19 protein-coding genes, 1 tRNA gene and 1 riboswitch are annotated in these 22,768 nt (G+C 51.3%); of the genes, 3 read left to right on the forward strand and 17 right to left on the reverse strand.

Going from position 1 to position 22,768, the window contains the following annotated elements; all coding sequences use genetic code 11:
- Positions 1–34: 34 nt before the first annotated feature.
- From B1H56_RS05205 to B1H56_RS05280, 16 genes are all read right to left on the reverse strand, one after another.
- Complete coding sequence (locus tag B1H56_RS05205) at positions 35–688, reverse strand: HAD hydrolase-like protein (RefSeq protein WP_066518194.1); 654 nt, start codon at positions 686–688, stop codon at positions 35–37.
- Complete coding sequence (locus tag B1H56_RS05210; RefSeq protein ID WP_066518192.1) at positions 685–2,694, reverse strand: glycoside hydrolase family 13 protein; 2,010 nt, start codon at positions 2,692–2,694, stop codon at positions 685–687. Before B1H56_RS05210 ends, B1H56_RS05205 begins: the two co-directional genes overlap by 4 nt.
- Before the next feature lie 14 nt (positions 2,695–2,708).
- Positions 2,709–5,153, reverse strand: coding sequence for a glycogen/starch/alpha-glucan phosphorylase (locus tag B1H56_RS05215; RefSeq protein WP_066518191.1), 2,445 nt, complete (start codon positions 5,151–5,153; stop codon positions 2,709–2,711).
- Between the two features lie 162 nt (positions 5,154–5,315).
- Entirely contained in the window at positions 5,316–5,687 is a 372-nt protein-coding gene (locus tag B1H56_RS05220; protein ID WP_156515109.1) for a hypothetical protein, read from the reverse strand.
- A gap of 119 nt (positions 5,688–5,806) precedes the next feature.
- Positions 5,807–7,240 (reverse strand): glycogen synthase GlgA, encoded by a 1,434-nt coding sequence (gene glgA, locus B1H56_RS05225; protein ID WP_066518187.1) that lies wholly within the window; start codon positions 7,238–7,240, stop codon positions 5,807–5,809.
- Positions 7,237–8,364, reverse strand: a complete 1,128-nt coding sequence (gene glgD / locus B1H56_RS05230; RefSeq protein ID WP_066518184.1) for a glucose-1-phosphate adenylyltransferase subunit GlgD — start codon at positions 8,362–8,364, stop codon at positions 7,237–7,239. Before glgD ends, glgA begins: the two co-directional genes overlap by 4 nt.
- Entirely contained in the window at positions 8,364–9,566 is a 1,203-nt protein-coding gene (locus B1H56_RS05235; protein WP_456236659.1) for a glucose-1-phosphate adenylyltransferase, read from the reverse strand. The genes glgD and B1H56_RS05235 overlap by 1 nt, the downstream gene beginning before the upstream one ends.
- Positions 9,566–11,503, reverse strand: a complete 1,938-nt coding sequence (gene glgB / locus B1H56_RS05240) for a 1,4-alpha-glucan branching protein GlgB (protein ID WP_066518180.1) — start codon at positions 11,501–11,503, stop codon at positions 9,566–9,568. Before glgB ends, B1H56_RS05235 begins: the two co-directional genes overlap by 1 nt.
- A 9-nt stretch (positions 11,504–11,512) precedes the next feature.
- A complete protein-coding gene (locus tag B1H56_RS05245) occupies positions 11,513–12,901 on the reverse strand; it encodes a glucose-6-phosphate isomerase (RefSeq protein WP_066518178.1) in 1,389 nt (462 codons plus the stop codon).
- 62 nt (positions 12,902–12,963) lie between these two features.
- Positions 12,964–14,433 (reverse strand): 4-alpha-glucanotransferase, encoded by a 1,470-nt coding sequence (gene malQ, locus B1H56_RS05250; RefSeq protein WP_066518176.1) that lies wholly within the window; start codon positions 14,431–14,433, stop codon positions 12,964–12,966.
- Between the two features lie 270 nt (positions 14,434–14,703).
- Positions 14,704–15,207: an SEC-C metal-binding domain-containing protein gene (locus tag B1H56_RS05255; RefSeq protein WP_066518175.1), complete on the reverse strand. Its 504-nt coding sequence runs from the start codon at positions 15,205–15,207 to the stop codon at positions 14,704–14,706.
- On the reverse strand, positions 15,207–16,427 hold the full coding sequence (locus B1H56_RS05260; protein ID WP_066518172.1) for an NADP-dependent isocitrate dehydrogenase: 1,221 nt from the start codon (positions 16,425–16,427) through the stop codon (positions 15,207–15,209). The genes B1H56_RS05255 and B1H56_RS05260 overlap by 1 nt, the downstream gene beginning before the upstream one ends.
- A 43-nt stretch (positions 16,428–16,470) precedes the next feature.
- A complete protein-coding gene (gene rimI, locus B1H56_RS05265; protein ID WP_066518170.1) occupies positions 16,471–16,929 on the reverse strand; it encodes a ribosomal protein S18-alanine N-acetyltransferase in 459 nt (152 codons plus the stop codon).
- A gap of 14 nt (positions 16,930–16,943) precedes the next feature.
- Positions 16,944–17,618: a tRNA (adenosine(37)-N6)-threonylcarbamoyltransferase complex dimerization subunit type 1 TsaB gene (gene tsaB, locus B1H56_RS05270; RefSeq protein WP_066518168.1), complete on the reverse strand. Its 675-nt coding sequence runs from the start codon at positions 17,616–17,618 to the stop codon at positions 16,944–16,946.
- Positions 17,615–18,040: a tRNA (adenosine(37)-N6)-threonylcarbamoyltransferase complex ATPase subunit type 1 TsaE gene (tsaE, locus tag B1H56_RS05275; RefSeq protein WP_066518166.1), complete on the reverse strand. Its 426-nt coding sequence runs from the start codon at positions 18,038–18,040 to the stop codon at positions 17,615–17,617. Before tsaE ends, tsaB begins: the two co-directional genes overlap by 4 nt.
- 105 nt (positions 18,041–18,145) lie before the next feature.
- The gene (locus tag B1H56_RS05280; protein WP_066518164.1) at positions 18,146–18,733 is read right to left on the reverse strand and encodes an ECF transporter S component; all 588 of its coding nucleotides are present in this window, start codon (positions 18,731–18,733) and stop codon (positions 18,146–18,148) included.
- A 66-nt stretch (positions 18,734–18,799) separates the two neighbouring features.
- Positions 18,800–18,919, reverse strand: a riboswitch (FMN riboswitch).
- A 166-nt stretch (positions 18,920–19,085) separates the two neighbouring features.
- Here B1H56_RS05280 and B1H56_RS05285 point away from each other — a divergent pair.
- The 3 genes from B1H56_RS05285 (at position 19,086) to B1H56_RS05295 (ending at position 22,054) form a co-directional block, all read left to right on the forward strand.
- Positions 19,086–20,507, forward strand: coding sequence for an alanine/glycine:cation symporter family protein (locus B1H56_RS05285; RefSeq protein WP_066519226.1), 1,422 nt, complete (start codon positions 19,086–19,088; stop codon positions 20,505–20,507).
- 145 nt (positions 20,508–20,652) lie between these two features.
- A complete protein-coding gene (locus B1H56_RS05290) occupies positions 20,653–21,894 on the forward strand; it encodes a hypothetical protein (protein WP_066518161.1) in 1,242 nt (413 codons plus the stop codon).
- A gap of 76 nt (positions 21,895–21,970) precedes the next feature.
- A tRNA-Leu gene (locus B1H56_RS05295) sits at positions 21,971–22,054 on the forward strand.
- A 196-nt stretch (positions 22,055–22,250) separates the two neighbouring features.
- Here B1H56_RS05295 and B1H56_RS05300 read toward each other — a convergent pair.
- Positions 22,251–22,763, reverse strand: coding sequence for a flavin reductase family protein (locus B1H56_RS05300; protein ID WP_066518153.1), 513 nt, complete (start codon positions 22,761–22,763; stop codon positions 22,251–22,253).
- Positions 22,764–22,768 lie beyond the last annotated feature (5 nt).

A 22,768-nucleotide genomic window follows, 5' to 3' on the forward strand; every position in this document is an offset into this window, starting at 1 on the left:
CATTGCGCACGCCGCAAGTTGCGTTTCCTCCATACTATTTCAACAAAAACCGTTCCAGTGCAGGAACGTCCTCGGCAATATACCGGCAGGTGAATTGTGCCGCATCCTCGATTTTGCTGAAGCCAAACCCCCACAGCACCGCACAGAAATCAATTCCTGCATCCTGTGCGCCCCGCGCATCATAACCGCTGTCTCCCACCAAAAGGCAGTCTGCCGTACTGGAATTGGTCCGCGATACGGCTTCTCTTACGATCGCTTCCTTGCCCTTGATGTTGATATCCGGCGGCGCACCGCAAATCGCATCGAAATAATCGGTCAGCCTGAAATGCGCAAGCGTCTTGCGCACAATCGTTTCCATCTTTACGGAAGCAACGGCGCACGTCACGCCTGCATCTCCCAGGTTTTGCAGCAGCTTCTCCATTCCGGGATAAATATCCGCCTCGAGCATCCCTTCTTCCGCATACCGCTCCCGGTAATGCTGCACTGCCTTTGTCGCTTGTTCGTCACTCATCCCGCACACGGTTACAAAAGAAAGCTTCAGCGGCGGCCCGATAAACTTTCTCAGCGTCCCGTCATCCGGCAGCCGGAAGCCCATATCCTCAATGGTGCGCTTCGCGCAATACAGGATACCCCTGCTCGTATCCATCAGCGTTCCGTCAAAATCAAACAATACCGTCTTATATTTCATATCCACTCAATCTCCAAAATCCTGATACTCTCCGGCGGAATCATTGCCTCTACAAGCCCTTCGTTTACCGGATAGGTTTCATCGGTCAGCTTACACACCGCGCCTTCGAATTCAAATTCACGGAAAGAGGCCGTATGCTCCTCCAAAATCAGCTCTTCACGGGCGAACAGGTCCACCGCAATATGATGCGGTTCTTTCCCCCTGTTGACAAGCGTCAGGTACATACCGTCCTGCGCAAGCGTGCCGAATGCATCCCGTCCGTCGATGCAATAGCGCAAAATGCCAAGCACATCATCGCCCTGTTCATAGAATGCACAATTTCCGGTTTTAAGGGCATCCGTATCGCGCCGCAGCAGCGCGAGCTTTTTGTAATACTCCCGCATATCCAAATCGCGCGCTTTGTAGGGCCCGCGATTGAAGGGGTCGAGCAGCCCGTGCATTCCCGTTTCATCTCCGTAATAGACACACGGCATTCCCGGCAAGGTGAACTGTATCCCGGCGGCGATTCTTTGCAGCTTGGCTCCATAGGCATCCTGTTCATCCGACACAATGAAATGCGCCTGCTGTTCGCGCGTTAGGGAGTGCGGATCGATTTTTGTCCCGAGCACGGTACGGATCCGCGCAATATCGTGGCTCGAAAGCAGATTCATCAGGCAGTAATACATATCCTTTGGATAGTTTTGGCTTTGCCCGACGAGGAACCGCCTGAATTTTGCCGCATTGCTCTTGCCATGCAGGAAATCTGTCACTGCCGCGGCAAACGGATAATTCATCACCGAATCAAGTCCCCGCCCCAGGGCATAGGTCCTGTGCCTGCCATAGCTTTGTTTGGTGGTCGCGTCCTCCCAGACCTCGCCGAGCAGGAAATTATCCTGCGAGGCATGCTTGATCTTCGCACGCATTTTTTCGATCGTCTCGTCCGGCAATTCGTCGGCGACATCCAGCCGGAAGCCATTCGCGCCGCGCGCAAGCCATGCTGCAAGCACGCTCGTTTCCCCATCGATGACAAACTCTGCCCATTCGGGCTGCGTTTCATCTACCTCCGGCAGGGTGGTGAAACCCCACCAGCTTTTATACTGGTCCGGATACTCCGTAAACTGATACCACTTGTAATACGGCGATTCCGGACTTTGATAAGCCCCAAGAGAATCATAACGGCCATATTTGTTGAAATATACGCTGTCATCGCCCGTATGGGAATACACCCCGTCGAGTATAATACGTATCCCGCGTTCCCGTGCCTCACGCGCAAGCAGGTCAAAATCTTCCTCCGTCCCAAGAATCGGATCGACGCGCAGATAATCGCCCGTATTATAACGGTGGTTAGACGCGGCCTCTACGATGGGGTTGAGATACAATGCCGTGATCCCCATATCACGCAGGGCATCCAGCGAGCCGACGATCCCGAGAAGCGTACCGCCGTAATAATCGCACGGCTCGTAATGCTCCATCCCTTCCGCCGCCTCGTAAAGGACCTTTTCATTCCAGTCCCGATGTACGAGAACGTTTCTCCCGCGCGACCGGTGGTATTCCACGCCCCTTCCAAAGGTTCCGCTGTCGTCCGGCGCGAACCGGTCCGGAAATATCTGGTACAGGTTTGCGCCTTTGGCCCAGCCCGGCGTAGTAAACGCCTCGTCATACACGGTGAGCTGGAACGGCGGCGGCGGGTTCCAATAGACCTCGCCGATGCCGCTTGTACCCCCGGAATGGGCGCCGTAATAGATGCTCGTATCCTCATCCATGCGAATACAGAACCAATACCAGAGGACGCACGGCACCGAGGGCGTTTCGTATTCCGCCCACCAGATACCGTTCTCATCCTGCTGCATCGGGATATTTTCCTCCGTCTCGTCCGCGACAAGCGTAAGGTATATCTTCTTGAAATACAGGTCGCGCACCGCGAGCGAGAGCCGTACGCACGTCCCCGCCGTCACCGCGCCCAAGGGTTTTCTGTATTCTTCCTTGGCGGAATCATGCATCAGTTGTTTTGAAAAATCAATCTGCATTTTTTATCCTCCGGTCAGGTCATTTCCCGCAGGCGCCAAATTTTATCGTTATATTCATGGATTGTACGGTCGGATGAAAAGACGCCCGATTTTGCCGTATTGGTCGCGGCCATACGCTTCCACCGTGCGGCATCCTGATAAGCGCTCACCGCGCGTTCGTATCCCTGCGAGTAGGATGCAAAATCATACAGCAGGTAATATTTGTCGGCACGGTCCATATCGCCGAACAGCAGCGAATGATAGAGGTCGGAAAACTGTCTGTCGTTCGCCACCGGAAGCGTTCCGTCGATCAGGCGGTTGAGCGCTTGCCGGAGGTCCGTATTCTGTTCGTAATATTCGCCCGGCTTATAGGTCCCGTAGCGCTCCATCCGGCTGATCTCGCGCTCCGTCGCGCCAAAGATGAAGATATTATCTTCCCCGACGGCCTCGTATATCTCTACATTCGCGCCGTCCATAGTGCCGAGCGTAACCGCGCCGTTCATCATGAACTTCATATTACCCGTTCCGGACGCCTCGAGTCCGGCCGTTGAAATCTGTTCGCTGATATCCGCCGCCGGGATCATGATCTCCGCCTCGGACACGCTGTAGTTCTCAATGAACACGACCTGCAGCACGCCCCTGGTATCGGGATCATTGTTCACCAGATCCGCCACCGCAAGGATCAGGCGGATGATATTCTTGGCCCTGGCATATCCGGGCGAGGCCTTGGCCGCGAAAATAAACGTACACGGCTCCAGCTGTACCGCCGGATTTTCCTTTTTTAGATTGTATAGGTGCAGGATGTGCAGCACCTTCAAAAGCTGCCGCTTATATTCATGCAACCGTTTGGCATGTACATCGAAAATTGTATTTTCATTGATTTCGATGCACTGGGTCTTTTTCAGATGGTCCCTCAGCCTGATTTTGTTCTGCCTCTTGACCTCCATGAAGTCGTCGAGAAATTTAGGATCGTCAAGCAGGTCGGCAATCCTGTCCATCTCTTTATAATCCTTCAGGAAGCCGTCGCCAATATGGTCGGCTAGAAGCCGCGTAAGCGGCTGGTTGGCCTTGGCGATCCAACGCCTGTGCGTGATGCCGTTTGTGATCCCGAGGAATTTATCCGGAAATACCACATAGAAATCCCGGAAGGTACGCGACTTGATAATCTCTCCATGCAGCTTGGAAACGCCGTTCACCTTACTGCACACCGCAATGCAAAGGTTTGCCATGCGGATTTCCTTATACGCAATGATCGACATCTTGCTGATCTTATCCCACTCTCCCGGGTAAACGTCCCAAAGCCGGCTGCAGAATTTATCATTAATAACTTTGATAATCTCGTAAATACGCGGAAGCAGTTCTTTAAACATGTCCTCTTCCCAGCGCTCGAGCGCCTCGGACATGATCGTATGATTCGTATAGTTAAACATGCGGCCGCAAATGTCAAACGCTTCCTCCCAGCCCATGCCTTCCTCATCCATCAGGATACGCATCAATTCGGGAATTGCAAGCGTAGGATGGGTATCGTTAATCTGTACGGTGAAATAATTAGGCAGCGTATGCAGATCCCCATAATTGGCTTTATGCTTGTGCACCATATGCTGCATCGTCGCAGAGGTAAAGAAATAAAACTGCTTTAAACGCAGCTGCCTGCCCTGCTCATGATTATCTTCCGGATACAGCACCTTGGAAATAACCTCGGCCAGCTCGCGTTCCTGCATGGCCCTTGCATAATCGCCACGGTTGAAATAATGCATATCGAGACCTGTTTTCGCCTTTGCGCTCCATAGGCGCAGCGTCGCAGGCATTTTGCTCATATAGCCGATCACCGGGTAATCATACGGAATCGCCAACACGCTGTAATAATTCTTGTGGTTGATCTTGAGGCCCCGGTCGGTCCATATCTCCTCCAGCTCGCCGCCATAGCGGACCTCCACCTGTTCCTCCGGGCGCGGAATTTCCCATACGTTGCCCGCTTCCAGCCAGTTGTCATCCACTTCTACCTGTTCGCCGTCGAGGATACGCTGCCTGAACAAGCCGAATTCATAGCGGATGCTACAGCCTGTTACAGGCAGATCGAGTGTGGAAAGGGAATCAAGAAAGCACGCGGCAAGGCGTCCAAGCCCGCCGTTCCCAAGGCCCGCATCCCGCTCCTGCTCTTCAATATCATCAAGGCTGATCCCCATATCGGAGAGTACCTCCTGATAATCCTTCAGAAGATGCAGGTTAATCATGTTATTGACAAGGGCGCGGCCCATCAGGAATTCCGCGGATAAATAATAAAGGCGTTTTAAACCCTGGTTGAGAACCTGTTTGTTTGCGTCCGTCCATTTTTCGACGATGACGTCACGGATAGAAAGGGCGCAGGATTTATAAATCTGATCTTTGGTCGCCTCTTCGAGCGTTTTTCCGAAATGCCGTTTCAGCTTCCCAAGAATTTGCGTTTTGATTTCTTCTTTTTTTGCGATATTATCGGCCATTGCTTGAACCTCCTGTTCGTTCGGCTTCAAAATCTTCGATGGTAACATTATACCATATACCCTACCTGGAATGCGATTATTCACAATAATTTTACGCAAAAAGAACTGCCGGCATGCGGCAGCTCCCGTTCCGCCCAATTCATTTTTGCGATTCGGGCGGTATCACCGCTCCGCATCGTCCAGCACCAAAAAGGGTTCCTCCTCTTCCTCCGCCTGAAATTCGTCCGTATCCCTCTCAAGAACCGCAAAAATCTCCTCCTGTTCCATGTCTTTCCCGCCCGCCGATTCCGGTTCCCAGTCCTGAGCGTCCGGCACCGTATATTCGTCGATATGCGCCGCGTCGTCGATCACCGCTTCTTCTTCTGCCTGCTCAAGCTCCTGGGCGATTTCATTGATCGCCTCCGCATCGCTTCTGTTTTCATATTCAGGCGGAGCGCCTGCCGGTTTCGTTCTTTTTTCTTCCCGCTTAAGTAAAGCCATTTCCGAAACTTCCATCTCCCTGTTCCATTCAAAACTACCATACAGTTTTGCCATTGTTCCTATATTGTTGAATATTGTATTAGAAAAAGAGCCTTTCGTCAATACACAAGGCTCCCGCATGCAATAGAGCAAGAACGAAGCGGGCAGCTTGCCCGTTTCGTTCTTATTTCCCTTTACACAAGCTCTTTGTAGAGCTCTATGTATTCCCCAGCTGACTTTTCAAAGCTGTTGTCCAGGGCCATCGCCGACTGAATCAGCCTTGCCAGATTGGTTTTATCCTGATAAACATTGAGCGCAAACCAGATCGTATTCAGCATATCGTGCGCGTTGTAGTTTGCGAATGAAAAACCATTTCCTTCCTGTGTATAGATATTATATGGCTGCACCGTATCCCGAAGGCCGCCCGTTTCCCGCACGATTGGCAAGGTGCCGTAACGCTGTGCAATCATCTGCGAAATCCCGCACGGTTCAAACATCGACGGCATGAGGAAGAAATCGCTGCCCGCATAGATCCGGCGGGCAAGCGCGTCGCTGTATCCGAGACAAATTGCCGTCTTATCCGGATACTTATCCGCAATGTATTTAAAGAAATTCTCGTACTGCTCTTCCCCGCTCCCAAGGAGCACAAACGCCACATTTTCATAGAGCAGTTCTTCCAGGACCGCACGCACAAGGTCAAGGCCTTTTTGCTCCGTCATGCGCGTCACCATGCCGATCAAAGGCGTACTGGGGCGCGCTGTGATATCGAGCTCCTTCATCAGCTGTTCCTTGTCATAGTATTTTCCCGTAAGGTCGTCCGCCGAATAACGGCATTCAAGGTTCTCATCCGCCTGCGGGTCAAATTCTTTGGTGTCGATTCCGTTAAGGATACCCACAAGGTCGTTTTTGCGTGCGTTTAAAATTCCCTCAAGCCCGCGCCCATAATACGGATCAAGAATTTCCCGCGCGTAGCTCGGACTGACGGTCGTAATCTTGTCCGCAAACACAAGCCCCGCTTTCATCATATTTGCACTTCCGTAAGCTTCCATATACTCTGCGGTGAGATACTTGTCCTCCACTCCAAGGATATCCTTGGCAAATTCAAAGGACGTCTGCCCCTGGTACTGCAAATTATGGATCGTAATTACCGTCCTTGCCCGGCCCTGCGGCCGTTCCTGATACTGCGTACGCAGCAAAAGCGGAATCATGGCGGTGTGCCAGTCGTTTACATGGATGATATCCGGATCGAAATCAAGGAATGGAATCGCTTCCAGAACCGCGCGGCAGAAATATGCATATTGTTCTGTCTCCGCTTCTCCGCCCTTATAGATGCACCATCCAAAATAATATTCATTGTCGATAAAATAATAGGTAACGCCATCGAGTTCCATTGTCTCGATTCCCATATACAGGTTGCGCCAGCCCATTTGCAGGTTCATTGTCGCGAGTACGCGAAGACGGCTGTCATAACGGTCTTTGACCGACTTATGCTTTGGCAGGATAACGCGTGCGTCTACTCCCTTGCGGACAAGCGCTTTCGGGAGCGCGCCGACCACGTCGGCCAGCCCCCCTGTTTTGGCAAACGGAACCGCTTCCGCGCCCGCAATCAGCACCTTTAATTTACTCATACGATTGCCCCCTTGCGGATGATGACAGGGAATACCTCGTCCCCAATGAGCCGCCTTCCCTGCCGGATATTTACCGATTTATCAAGAATGACATATTCGAGGTCGGAGTTGTTGTAAATTTCACTGTTCTGCATAATAATACTGTTTTTAATCTTCGCCCCTTTTCCGACATAGACCCCACGGAAAAGGATGCTGTTTTCCACCTCGCCTTCGATAATACAGCCGTTCGCTACGAGGGAATTCTTAACGTTGGACGTTTTGGCGTATTTTGCGGGCACTTCGTCCTTGATCTTGGTATAAATCTGGTTATCACTGTAGAACAGGTGGTCCTGAACGTCCCTGTTGAGGAAATCCATATTGATCTTATAGTAGGACGCGACGGAATGCAGCCGCCCAACATAGCCCTTGTGTTCGTAACCCATGATCTTGATGCGGTTCAGGTTGCCCATCAGAAGATCGCTGACAAAATTATACTTACCGCGTGACATACAGTCTTCGACAAGGTATTCCAAAAGGTCTTTGCGCATGACGTAGGTATCCATTCCCACTTTTTTGGAGTCGCTTGTGGTGGCGTTGATCTCAAGATCGATCACTCGGCCGTCGTCATTCAAATGCAGGCGTACGTCATTGTACCGTTCCCCCTTGAAGAAATCGGCCTCTTCTTCATTATACAGCATGGTGATATCCGCGCCGCTGTCCATATGATATTCTACCATGTCGTCAAAGGTGCGGTTGAATATGGTATAGGAGCCGGACAGGATGCAGTATTGCTGTTTGGAGCGGCTGATATACCCCATTACGCCCTTGATCGCATCTACGAGGCCCCGGTAGGTTCCCATGTTCTCCGCGCTGGAAAAAGGCGGTAAGATGAACAGGCCGTCGTTTTTACGTGACAGGTCCCATTCCTTTCCGGAACCAAGATGGTCCATCAGGGAATGGTACGACCGCTGAGCGATTACGCCGATATTGCGGATTCCGGAATTCACCATATTGGACAGTATGAAATCGATCGCGCGGTAACGTCCGCCCACGGGAAGCGCCCCCACCGTACGCAGATATACCAGCTCGCGCAGGTTGATATTTTGTTCCCCGGCATAAATCAATCCAAATGTGTTCCTAAGCATTATGAAACACCTCCCGTCGTATTCTTTACAATTCGCTTGGCGGGTACGCTTTCCCCGGCCGCGACCGTCGCGCCGGCCCGGATTACCGCTTTATTTCCCACAACGGCAATTTCGCCCTTGCCCCCTATGCTTGCGCCTTCTTCGACCACGACTTCTTCGTCCACAATGCTTTTCAGGACTTTGCTCTTTTCCCGGATAACCGTTTCCTGCATAATGATGCTATCGCGCACGACCGCGCCTTTTTCTACGGTTACACCCGCCGAAAGGATGCTGTTTTCCACCGTTCCGTAAATATAACAGCCCTCCGATACAAGCGAATTCTTAATTTTGGCTCCCCGGTCTACGAAGTGAGGCGGTTTATTCGGGTTACGCGAAAAAATACGCCAGGCATCGTCATACAGGTTGAGCCCCGGTTCCTCCTGGAGAAGTTCCATATTCGCATCCCACAGGGAATTGATCGTCCCTACGTCCTTCCAATACCCTTTGTAAGGATAGGCAAAGAGACGCTCTCCTTTGGTAAGCATCGCCGGAATGATATTTTTTCCAAAGTCATTGCTCGATTTTTCATCTTTGGAATCCGCAATCAGATATTCCCTGACTTTTTTCCAGTTGAACACATAAACCCCCATTGACGCCATATTGCTCTTTGGCTTTTTCGGTTTTTCCTCAAATTCCTCGATGCGGAGAGATTCATCCGTATTCATGATTCCAAAGCGGGGCGCCTCTTCCATGGGCACCTCGATCACCGCGATCGTTGCATCTGCTTTGTTGTCCTCGTGCGCTTCGATCATCTGGCTGTAATCCATTTTATAAATATGGTCTCCTGAAAGCACGAGGATATAATCGGGGTTGTATTGTTCGATAAAATAAATATTCTGGTAAATGGCGTTTGCCGTCCCCGTGTACCATTCCCCGCGTTCCCCCTTAACATAAGGCGGAAGCACAAACGCGCCGCCTGTAATTCCGTCAAGGTCCCACGGCGAGCCTGTTCCAATATATGCGTTGAGCTCAAGCGGCTCATACTGCGTCAGTACGCCCACCGTATCGATGCCCGAATGGATGCAGTTGGAAAGCGGAAAATCAATAATACGGTATTTTCCTCCGTAGGTGACGGCCGGCTTCGCACGGTGCTTTGTCAAAACTCCAAGCCGGCTTCCCTGGCCTCCGGCCAGCAGCATCGCTACACATTTTTTCTTTTTAATCATTTTTCCCCATCCCCTTTGCTTTTCAAAGTGAATTTATAATACACAGCCCCAAGCGGCGGCAATGTTAACACTGCGCTGTGCTCCATACCGTTCAGGGCCTGCCGCCGGGTCTCTATTTTCTTTTCCGGCACCACGCCAGACCCGCCGTAGCGCGTTTCGTCGCTGCAAAGAAGGCGTTCAAGCATTCCTTCCCGCGGCATGGCGATCCAATAATTCTCACGCACAACGGGCGTAAAGTTCACAGCGCAAACCACAAATTCTTCTCCGTTGGTACGTATAAACGCAAACACGCTTTGCGCCCGGTCTTCTACATTCAGCCATTTGAATCCATCCCAGCTGTCGTCTACCTCATACAGGGCGGGATTTTCCGTATACACATGGTTGAGGTCTTTTACAAAGCGCTGCATCCCCGCATGAGAATCGTATTCCAAAAGGAACCAGTCAAGCTGCTTTTTATAATCCCACTCGATAAACTGGGCAAATTCATCGCCCATGAACATCAGCTTCTTGCCCGGATGCGCGAACATGAAGGAATAAAGCGCCCGGAGAGAGGCAAATTTTTGCCAGTAATCCCCGAACATCTTATCCACCATGGATTTTTTCCCATGCACCACTTCATCATGCGAATAGGCCAGAATATAATTCTCGGAAAACGCATAGTACATCGAAAAGCTCATCTTGTTATGTTCAAACTGCCGGAAATAGTGATCCATCCTCATATAGGCGAGTGTATCGTGCATAAAGCCCATGTTCCACTTGAACGTGAAACCAAGCCCGCCATCGTAAGGCGGCTTGGTAATCATCGGGTAGGCAGTGCTCTCCTCGGCGATGGTCATCGTGCCCGCGTAATTGGTGAGCACGACGCTGTTCATCCGCCGCAGCATTTCGACCGCGTGGTTATCAATGTTCCCGCCGTCTTCGTTCGGCACGAAATAGCCATCGCGCGCATAATCGAGATACAGGATGGACGTAACGGCATCCACACGCAAACCGTCAATGTGGTAACAGTCCATGAAAAACATGGCGTTCGACACCAGGAAGCTGATGACCTCCGGCCGTCCGTAGTTAAAGATCAGCGTACCCCACTGCGGATGTTCACGCTGCAAAACATTTTCATGCTCGTAAAGGTGGGTTCCATCAAATTTGGAAAGGCCGTGCTCATCCTTAGGGAAATGGCCGGGGACCCAGTCCATAATGACGCCGATGCCCCGCGAATGAAGCTTATCTACAAAATACATGAAATCCTGCGGCGTGCCATAGCGGGAGGTGACCGCGTAAAAACCCGTGACCTGATAACCCCACGAGCCGTCATACGGATGCTCGGCTACGGGCATAATCTCTACATGGGTATATCCCATACCGCTCACATAATCTGCAAGCTCGTCCGCAACCTCCCGGAAACCTGGAAACCGGCAGCCCTCTTTTATACGCCATGAGCCGATGTGCATTTCATAGATGGAAACGGCATCTTTGAGTACGTTTCGTTTCATCCTGCGCTTCAGATAGGAAGCATCGTGCCATTCGTATCCCCCGATGCCCCATACCTTGGAGGCCGTTTGCGGACGGACTTCCGCATGGAAGGCGAACGGATCGGCTTTCATCACTTTACTGCCATCATAGCCATATACAAAATACTTGTAATTATCGCCGTCATGGAGTTCGGGTACAAACGCCGCCCAAACGCCGTTCTTATAAAACTCCATGGGAGTCTTTTCGGCATCCCAGCCGTTAAAGTCCCCCACGACGCTGACGCTTCGCGCATTTGGCGCCCAGACACAAAAACGGTGCATTTTAAGCTCCGGAATATAGTGGCACCCGAAAAACTCATATGCTTTTTGCGCTTCGCCGATATTATACAGATAGATGTCATGTTCCGGTAAGTACTTCTGATAACATCCTTTCATCGTGCCCACCGTCCTTTTTTCAATATCCAAAACGTTTTCCTATACCTGATAGACGAACTTCCCGTCCTTTCCCTGCGTTGCATTGAGTTCGGCCGCTTTTTCCTCATAGCCCTCGCGTCCCATGAGCGCGAACGTTGCGATCTTGCCCGCTTCCACACCCGGCTGGTCGAATGCGTCGATCTCTAAAAATTCACCGGCCGCGGCCGTAGCCATTTCAAGGAAGAAGAACAGCGCGCCGATTTCCCTTGCACTCATTTCCGGCAGCGTAATGCGCATATTCATTTTGCCTGCCTGCGTAACGGCGTATTCCGTCGCGCGCATTTCGGAGGCAATCAGCTTGCCCATCGTCTGCCCCTGCAAATAGGCCGCGTCCATCATGTCGATCGGCGCCTGCGGAATCTTGAGTTCCGTATGAAAATTTTCCACGTCGATAAAGGAAATAACTTTGTCAAAAGGTCCTTCCGTATAAAGCTGTATCTGCGAATGCTGGTCGGTCACGCCGAGAGCACGCACCGGCGTCTGGCCCTTGTTAACGATGCTGCCGTCGTTCCCGTAGCGTTTCCCAAGGGATTCCGCCCACAGCTGCGCATACCATTCGGCCATGTTAAGGAGCCCGTCCGCATAGGGCATCATGACGGAGATGTTGACTCCCATATCCATTGCGGCGCAATAGAGAAGCGCATACATATATGCCGGGTTTTCCCACAGGTCTTCCCGTGTGCACGCTTCGTCCATCTCCTTCGCTCCCGCAAAAAGCGCATCGATATCGATATTGAGGACTGCCGCGGAAAGAAGGCCGACCGGACACAGGACCGAAAAACGCCCGCCTACGCCGTCCGGCACGGTGAAGGTCTTGAAGCCATACTGATTGGAGATTTTTTTCAGAATTCCCTTTTCTTTATCCGTCGTAAGCACGATATTGTCTTTGAAGTTTTCACCCAATACTTCCTTGAGTCTGCCAAGGACGATCATGAACTGGGACATGGTTTCGACGGTGTTGCCGCTTTTTGTAATTACATGGAAACAGGTCTTTTTTACATCGATCACGTCGAATAGCGCATTGATCCCGTCCGGGTCGACATTATCGACCACGTAGAACCGGGCTCCGCCGCGCTTTTCACGCGGAATCTCGTTATACTTCAGGTGCTTCGTGCCCGTAAAGAGCGCCTTTGAGCCAAGCGCGCTCCCACCGATCCCCAGCACCACGAAGTTTTCAAAGTCCGCATTGATCCGTTCCGCTTCCTTTTTGATATCCGCGACGATTTCCGCCTGATTGTAAGGCAGGCTGCGCCAAGCCATCGCCTCCCTTTTCGTACACATATTTTTGTGCACCTGAGGAATTTTCTGTGCCATTTTCTGTATGTCCTGCTCCGAGATGCCATGCTCTCCGATACTTGTTTGCAGCATATTGTTAAAATCAATCTTCATATTTCTGCTCCTCCATTTCGTTATTTTAAAATATTCTGGCCGCCTGCGGCCTTACAAACCACTCAACAGCCGTTTCCAGCCCTCCCGTAGATTTCGGTTTCGGTGCGCAGCCGCTTAATCTGCTCCTGGCCGAACTCTCCCTTTTTCATCCGCCACTTCCAGTTTCCGAGCGCTCTCGACGGATAGTTCATGCGCGCCTCTCCTCCCAGTCCAAGGATATCCTGCATGGGGATGATAGAGATATCCGCAACGCTCATCATAGCGAGGCGGATTAGCTTGCCGACCACGTCGCTTTCCGTCGCCCGGCCGATATAATCCTCCAAAAATTTCCTTGTTTCCGGCTGAACCGTCTGGAACCAATGCAGCGTCGTATCATTATCATGCGTTCCCGTATAGACTACGCTGTTGCGCGGATAATTGTGCGGCAAATAGAAGCTGTCCTGCTCGTCAAACGCAAATTGCAGCACTTTGAGCCCCGGAAATCCGCAATAGTCGAGAAAGCCCTTGACATTGTCGTCAATCGCCCCGAGATCTTCCGCTATGATGGGCGGCATCGGGAGCGCCGTCTTGATCGCGTCAAACAGCGCACCACCCGGGCCTTTAACCCACTGTCCGTCTTTGGGCGCGCCGCCCTTTGGTATCTTGAAATAGGCTTCAAAGCCGCGGAAATGATCGATACGCAGGATATCGTACAGGTGCAGGCTGCGCTGCATACGCCGCACCCACCATTCATATCCATGCTCACGCATATAGTCCCAATCGTAAAGCGGATTTCCCCACAGCTGTCCTTCGTCGCAGAAATAATCAGGGGGCGTGCCGGCCACACTGCCGTCTTTGACAAAATATTCCGGGTGCGCCCACGTCTCAGCGGAATCCTGCGAGACATAAATGGGAATATCTCCAATGAGCTGGATCCCTTTTTCGTTCGCATAATTCTTCAGTGCAAACCATTGCCGCTCGTACAAAAACTGTGTGAACTGGACGATCTCGATCTCCTGCCCGTACCGTTGCGTCATTTCCATGATTGCGGCGGGTTCCCTGTCTACGATGCACGCGTCCCACTGCTGGTACGGAAGATAATGGAAATGCTTCTTTAGAACTACAAACAGGGCGTAATCGAAAAGCCATCCGGAATTTTCAAATTTGAAAGCCGCAAACTCATGGGAATATTTTTCGATCCCCGGCTGATAAGCTTTTTTCAACACGTCGTTTTTAAGGTGAAAAAGCGCTTCGTAGTCAACATACGTTTCGTCTTTCCCAAAATTCAAATGAGAATAGTCGCTCTTTTTCAGAAGACCATCCTCTGCAAGAAAATCAAAATCAATAAAATAAGGATTATAGGCAAAGGCGCTCGTGCCGGAATATGGGCTGTCTGCATAACCCGTGGGCATACATGGGAGAACCTGCCAATAGGACTGCTTTGCCGCATGAAGATCGTCTACGAAATCATATGCCGCCTTTCCAAGCGTTCCGATCCCATAAGGAGATGGTAAGGATGATATATGCAACAGTATCCCGCTTCCCCGTTTCATAGACTTGTCTCCATAATTTTTTTTTACTCCTTTATTATATATTTTTTCTCATGAAAAGTATAGCGCTTTCCAAAATTTGCCTCCTTTTGTTTATCCTCCCCACGTGGTGGATTTAAACATTTTTATTCTTTTCATTTTGCTTTTTCACCGAAATACATGATCCGTACAAGACGGCCGCGCCATAGTTTCCCATAGCGCGGAAGCGCCTTACGGAGGGCACAAGAAACCCCCGCCGGTATTCCGGGCGGGGGTAACGGTCAGCTCAGGCGGTCAAACGTTCTTTCCGCAGCACTTTTTATATTTTTTTCCAGATCCGCAGGGACACGGATCGTTCCTGCCCACCGTCTTTTCACTGACGGCCTGCTTCGACGCACGCCATTCGCGGGTGATCTCGCTGCGCCGCTCCTCCGGCAAAACTTCATCCCATTGCGGAAGCGTATACAGCCATTTGGCCTTTGCCTCGTGCATATTAAAATACAGCTTTTCAAAATCAATGTCCAGCTTGATGTCGGTATCTTCTTCCAGCGTATCCAAATCGATCTCTTTTTTAAGACTGGTGTTGATCCCGTCGATAAAGCCGCAGAATACGACCGGCTCCATCCCTACCTTTTCCGCGACTTCCTTGACCGTGCCTTCGTAGGAAACCGATGTATCGCCCAGTATCTGCTCGTATACGTCCGTTTCCATCGAAAAATAATCATCCCAAAACGCCTGCTGCTGTGCGGGCGTCTGCGCCATTTGTGCAAGATTTTTCCATTGTTCGTACAGCGCCATCACAGAGCCTCCTTGAGTTCTTCATCCAACCGCTTGGCGATCTCGCAAATAAAGCCATGCGTATCAACAACCGTTTTATCGTCTTTTTCCCACAGAAGCGCAAGGTCCTTGGTCATTACACCTTCTTCGATCGTACGGATCGAAGCCCTTTCAAGGGCCTCCGCAAATTTTACAAGCGCGCCGTTTTGATCCAGCTCGCCGCGTTTCCGAAGAGCGCCCGACCATGCGAAAATCGTCGCCATAGAATTGGTGGACGTTTGTTCCCCTGCCTGATGCCTGTAAAAATGGCGCGTGACCGTGCCGTGCGCCGCCTCGTACTCATAGTTGCCGTCCGGTGAAACGAGCACGGACGTCATCATGGCAAGACTGCCGAAAGCGGTCGCCACCATGTCGCTCATGACGTCCCCGTCATAATTCTTGCACGCCCAGATATATCCGCCTTCCGAACGGATCACGCGCGCAACAGCGTCGTCGATCAGGGTATAGAAATACTCGATCCCGAGCGCTTCAAATTTTTCTTTATATTCCGCATCATAAATTTCCTGGAAAATATCCTTGAAGGTATGGTCGTAAATCTTAGAGATCGTATCTTTAGTCGCAAACCAGAGATCCTGCTTGGTATCAAGCGCATAGTTAAAGCAGCTGCGCGCAAAGCTGCCGATAGATTTATCGGTGTTGTACATGCCCTGCGCAACGCCGCCGCCCTCATAATCGAATACCGGAAGCTTTGTTTCCGTCCCGTCCTGCGCGGTGAATACCATTTCAAATTTCGTATTTGCAGGTACGCGGTATTCTGTGTTGCGGTATACGTCCCCATAGGCATGGCGCGCGATCGTAATCGGTTTTTTCCATGTTTTTACCGATGGTGAGATGCCGTCCACTACGATGGGGGCGCGGAACACCGTTCCGTCGAGGATTGCGCGGATGGTACCGTTGGGGCTCTTATACATCTCTTTGAGACTGTATTCCTCCACGCGCTGCGCATTCGGCGTGATCGTGGCGCATTTTACGCCGACACCATATTTTTTGATCGCGTTTGCCGCGTCATAGGTCACCTGGTCGTCCGTTTCATCCCTATAGGGAAGCCCCAGGTCGTAATACTCGGTATTGAGTTCAATATATGGCAAAAGCAGGTCCTGCTTAATCATGTCCCATATAATCCTCGTCATTTCGTCCCCATCCATCTCGACAAGGGGCACCGGCATCTTGATTTTCTGCATATCCTTTCCTCCTCAAAGCTTATTCCACGCGAAACGCGCGATCTTACAGTGCTTCCAAACCCGGTCCGCGTTCCGTCCACATCACATACGCGTCTTCCCCGTTATTGGAATAATAGCGTTTCCGAATTCCATGAATCGAAAAACCGCATTTTTTGTACAGCTTGAGCGCAGCCCTGTTGGACACCCGCACCTCAAGCGACATAGCGTCCGCCCCGTGTTCCTTGGCGGCCCTGTTCAGTTCCTGCATAAGCGCATATGCATAGCCCCTGCCCCGGTATGCGGGCAGAATGCATACATTGGTGATGTGGGCCTCGTCAAAAATGATCCACATACCGCCGTAGCCAATGATACGGCCGTTTTTTTCCACAACCAGATACACTGTATTCTCATTTTCGATAATGTCGTCATAAAGCATTGCATATGACCACGGGAGATCAAAACTGCTGTTCTCGCAATAATGGATGTCTTCCAGGTCTCCGCGTTCCGCACGCCTGATTACCACATCATTTAAAGCTCTCAACGTTTCTTCAACCTTTCCGCCTGGCTTTCCCGCAAATAATGCGGCTCCAGCTCATCATACCGAAGCAAGGCCCCCTGCCCGTAAAGCCTTGCCGCGACCGCGCATACGGACGACGCGCGCTGCAGACTGAACTGCTGGGGCAGGAACAGGCTGTCCGGCCTGTATTCCAGAATCTTATTTTGAAAGCGCTCAGCCGCGTCTCCAACAAACGCCGCCGGACCCTCCGGCAGCAATTCCGTAAGAAGCGTAATGAGCGGCACCGCGCATTCTCCGACAACAAGTTCGCCGCCGCGCTTTGCCAGCGTATACACCTCGCCCCGCCGCGCATCCATAACCGCACATACGGTATCGTTTCCCGTCCCCGCATTCTCAACGAGCGCATCCAGCGTATTTACCGCGATCACGGGTTTGCCCGCCCCGTGCGCCATTGCCGCGCACGCTGCGGTTCCAATGCGGATTCCCGTAAACGAACCTGGCCCCGCCGCCACCGCAAACGCATCCATATCACCGGGCTTAAGCCCGGCGGCACGAAGCGCCCCGTCCACCGCCAGCATCAGGGTCTGGGAATGTTTTTTCCCGGTATCCAGATAGATTTCCGAAAGCAGCCTTCCATCCTCGCTGACTGCGGCAGAGAGCGTATTCCCTGTTGTATCCATTCCAAGCAGCTTCACTTTAATACCTCTTGCAGGGTTATTTTGCGGGTGTTTTCGCCCGTACGCTCGATCCTTACGTCATAACGCGGTACCGGCAGCGCATCCGGGATAAGGTCTGCCCATTCGCACACGCACAGGCCGTCCGAGGCAGCATATTCGTCAAATCCCGTTTCATAGAGTTCGTCTTCATCCGCAATACGGTATACGTCAAAATGATAAAGCGGAAGCCTCCCGCTCTCATAAACGCGGAGAATGGTATAGGTTGGACTTACGATGCTTTCCCTGACGCCAAGCCCCTCCGCAAGCCCCTGCACAAAAGCCGTCTTTCCCACGCCGAGATCCCCATAAACGGCAAGAAAGCTGCCTTGAACCAGACGGGAAGCCAGCTTTTTTGCGAACTCTTTTGTTTTGGATTCATTATTACTTAAAAATTCCTGCATCTACGCCCGGTTCCTCATCGCTTATGTGCATCTGCACATTTTCCTATTATAAAGGAAAACCGCCGCTTATGCAAGGTTTCACGCGGGGAAATACAGCCCGCAAGCTCATTTTTCCACGGGGCATTCCTTTACGCTTTTGACCTCTTTAAGCCCGAACAGGCGGCCGACTGTTTTATACAGCGCAAAGGTCAGTACCGAATTTATTCCTGCCTTAATCAGGTTAAAAGGCAGAATCGCCGGGACGACGAGCGCGATAACCTCCTCGCGCGGGACACCCATATAGAGCGGCGTCACAATAATATTCCATATTACCATAGCCACCGTCCATACGGCAACCCCGACCACAAGAGCAACCGCCGCATTCTTACGCGTTTTGTTCCGCTTATAGATATTTCCTGCCACAATGACAAAGATGCCGGTCGCAAAAATGTGCATCATAATGCCGATGATCCCGGCGGATGCGCTCACCGTTATGCCCTGGAGTACCGCCACAATGACCGTAAGGATAAAACCGACCAACGGTCCAAATGCGAACGTCGTAATAAAGATCGGAATATCGGCCGGATCATATTCCAGAAACGGCAGGAACATTGGAATGTGGATCATTGCCACCAGTATGACGGACAAGGCCGCCATGACGGCGATAGAAGTGATGTTGCGCGTTGTAAACCGCGACTTTGAAAGAGTGTTCATGAGATGATACCTCCATATTAAAAAATTTCCGTGAATCGAAATCCCCGGAAATCAATATGTGACCATATCATTCTTCTCTCATCCAGACTATACTGTCGGCTGCGGAATTCCACCGCATCGGCTCCTTTACAGGAGTTCGCAGGCTATACTGCCGGTAGGGAATTTCACCCTGCCCCGAAGACTCATTCACTTTTCTGTTTCCATTATAGCCTCCTTCCCTTTTTCTGTCAATACCCGCTATTTGACAGAAAATTTGTTTTTGTTTAATATAAATGGTATTGCCCTGGCGTTTTAGCGCCCATTCCAGGGCAGTTTAAGCTACAGGAGTATGGTTATGGATTTCGACTCGTTTATGTCCCGGTTTTCCGGGATTCTTAGTAACGTAAATGATTTTGTATGGGGACCGGTCATGCTCGTCCTGCTTGTCGGCACGGGTGTATTTTTGATGGTCCGCCTGAAATTCCGTCCGCTGCGTAATTTAGGCTATGCGCTGCGGCAGGTTTTTTCCAAACACAGCATCAAGAAGGAGCACAATGCTGACGCGGGGGATATCTCTCCGTTCCAGTCGCTCATGACCGCGCTTGCCGCAACCATTGGTACGGGAAATATCGTCGGGGTTGCCACAGCAATGACGCTGGGCGGTCCGGGCGCGCTTTTCTGGATGTGGATCTCTGCGCTGTTCGGACTCGCCACAAAATATGGCGAATCCGTCCTCGCGGTCTATTACAGGCAGCAGGACCAAAAGGGTGAAATGTCCGGCGGACCTATGTTCTCCATTAAAAACGGCTTTAAGGTGAAGTGGCTTGGAGCAATACTCGCCGGTGCGTTTGCTGTTTTCGCGGTGATCGCATCGTTCGGTATCGGCAATTTAACACAAATCAATTCTATTGCGGATGCTGTCCTGGGTACGTTCAACATTCCTACATGGATCACAGGCCTTGTGATTGCGGTGCTTGTGGGGATCGTTCTTCTGGGGGGAATCCAGTCGATCGGCAAAGTTTCGTCCAAAATCGTCCCGGTGATGGCTGTTTTTTACGCGGCCGGCTGCATCATCGTTATCGTCCTGAAGCTCGATTCCCTTCCGGTAGGCGTGGGGCAGATTATGGACAGCGCTTTCTCGCCTGCATCCGTTCTCGGCGGGGTTACCGGCTTCACCTTTGCCAGCGCCCTTCGCTTCGGCGTTGCACGCGGGGTCTTCTCCAACGAGGCGGGCCTTGGCAGCGCGCCGATCGCCGCGGCCGCGGCCAAGACCGATCATCCTTGCCGGCAGGGCTATATCAATATGACGGGGACGTTTTTCGATACGATCATCGTATGCACGCTCACCGGGCTTGCCATTGCGGGGTCGGGGGTTTTGGGAAGCCTTGATGCAAGCGGCGAGTTTGTAACCGGCGCATCCCTTACCATCGCCGCTTTTGGCAGCGTAATGGGGCCGGCTGGAAGTTATATCGTGACAATCGGCCTTATTTTGTTTGCATTCTCCACGATCCTCGGCTGGAGCTATTACGGTGAAAAGAGCCTCGAGTACCTCACCCACTCTATCAGGGCACGCTATATTTATCGCGCGGTCTTCGCCGGAATTGTTTTTGTGGGAGCGATCACATCGCTCAAGACCGTGTGGAATTTTTCAGATACGGCAAACGGGCTGATGGCGATTCCCAACCTGATCTGCCTGTTGGTGCTGAGCAAAGTGATCGTACAGCAGACAAACGATTTCGATGAAAAGTTCCTCAAGCGTGAAAAAATGATGCGCAGGCAGGCAAAGCATTCCTGACGTGTACACGCGGCGCCGCACATGCAGCGCCGTTTTTCGTTTGCGCATACCGGCGCTTCCGGATTCCATTGAAAATCTCTTGCTGTTATTATATAATAACAGCAAGACGAAACATAAACGCGATCCAACATCTGGAGGGACTGTTTTGAAAAAGCTGATACCGATCCTCACGTTTATCCTCGCATTTTCCATATCCGTTTGCGCGCTTGCCGCGCCTTACGCGGATCAGGCATATCGCTACAATATTGAACTTCCCGAGGAAGAGACCACTTATTATTACACACAGGAAAGTTCTAATATGCCTGAGGACCTTCTTTCCGTGGCACAGGGGAAAACGCCTCCCGTATGTTTTTTGATCGCGTCTTATGAGAACGGGACGACACTTTCCTATTCGCTCGATATGACCGCAACTCCGGTCAGCGAAGTCCTCCCCAGCCTCACGGCGGGAGCAGCCGTTACGGATCTATCCATGCTTTCGGCAGAACAGCTGGATTCCATCGCGCAGGAAAAAAAGACGGAATACGGCTCTGTTTATACCTTTGACGCGGACACAACGGAAACGCTCGCCGGAAAAACAGCGCTTGTATTGACCGGACGGCACGCGGACGATAATGGTTATACGACAAAAATATACCTGCTCGCGGATAACAACAATCTATTTGTAATCACGATGCTCTATAAAAACGACGTATCAAATGCTTTCCTGGCACCTGCGGAAGCTATTTTGTCCACGCTGAGGTTCGATAGTACTCCTGTTGCCGTGCAGCCGCCGGCAACTTCAACTGTTACACCTGCCCCGGCCGCCACCGCTTCGGCTACTCCCACGCCAGCGCCGCAGCCTACCGCAGCGCCAACATCAGGGGGAATCCAGCAATTCCTGCAAAATATCGGCCAGCGGATCACCAACGCCTATTATAACGACCCATATTTTCCGTTATATGTGGCCAGCGCCTGCGTTGTCGCGGCGCTCATCGTTATCATTATTGTACTTATCCGCGCAAGCAGAAAAAGAGATATCACCTATAACGCGGCCGAGGGCTTCATCGAGATCAAGCCGGACACTGCGGACAGTGCCCCAGCAGAATCCGCGAACGATAGTTTGCCGGAGACGGTGGAAGTAATACGGGAATCCGAAAGCAATTATGACCTCAGTAACTATACGCGTCCGCCGCGCGGTTATGATGTAGGCAACCCCATTACACGTCCGACCATTGCGGAAGAATCTCTTGCGCGCCGGAATGCGCCCGCGGAAAAAGCATCTGGGTCCGCACCCGGTCAGCCTGCCGCGCCCGTCGAAAATGCACCGCGCCCAGTTCAGGACCCTTCGCGGCCCAAGGTGGGCTCCCGGGTGGAGCGGTATCGGAACCAATACAAAAAAAAGAAATAGTTCCTCTTTTCACGGAAAAATGAAATCTATTTCTTGACTTCATCCCATTCGTATAATATAATATTTTGTGTTGCTCGCGGTAGTGCTGGAATAGGCAGACAGGCACGTTTGAGGGGCGTGTGTCCATGACGTATGGGTTCAAGTCCCATCTACCGCACCAAACAGAAAAATCGCTTAACCAAGAGGGTTAAGCGATTTTTCTTTTATGTAGAGCTGGCAGCGGTCGATTTTTTGGTTCTGGAGAACGCAGTCTGCAAATACGGAAAATCCAGATCCCGAAAAGCTGAAATGGTGGAACTGGAAGGATTGAAGAAGCATAAAAGGCTGCGGCGAAGCTGCCGCAGCCTTTTTTCAGCTCATTTTTTGAGCGCCTTTGTAATCTCTGCGATATACATTGTGTGGTAATCTTTTTCCGGATACCATTTCTTATCCGGTTCTTTATCGATAAAACAGTCCGGATCGTATTTTTGCGCATACAGTTTCCGGCACATAAGAACGGTTCCGGCCTCTGCAAAGTACGGTGCTCCGCCTTCATGCAGCACAGTCAGGCCTGATGTTTCGATCTTATCCTCATCCCGCCCTGAAACCGTTCCAAAATAATTCAGGGTCTTGCGGTAGCTGTTATCCAAAAAAGCAAGGGAAAACGTATCCGTTGCATCGATGAATTCCTTCGTATACCTTGTAGGACGAATGACAACAAACGCCACGTTCTTGCCCCACATTACGCCCAGCCCGCCCCACGAAGCCGTCATCGCGTTTACTTTTCCGTCTTTTTCTGCTGTGACGAGCATCCAATCCTTTCCGATCATCTGGAACGGATTCCCTTCAAGTTCCATCGGCTCTATTTCTTTAAATTCAAATTCCGGCATTGTTT

The sequence above is a fragment of the Christensenella minuta genome, assembly GCF_003628755.1.
Lineage (GTDB): Bacteria > Bacillota > Clostridia > Christensenellales > Christensenellaceae > Christensenella > Christensenella minuta.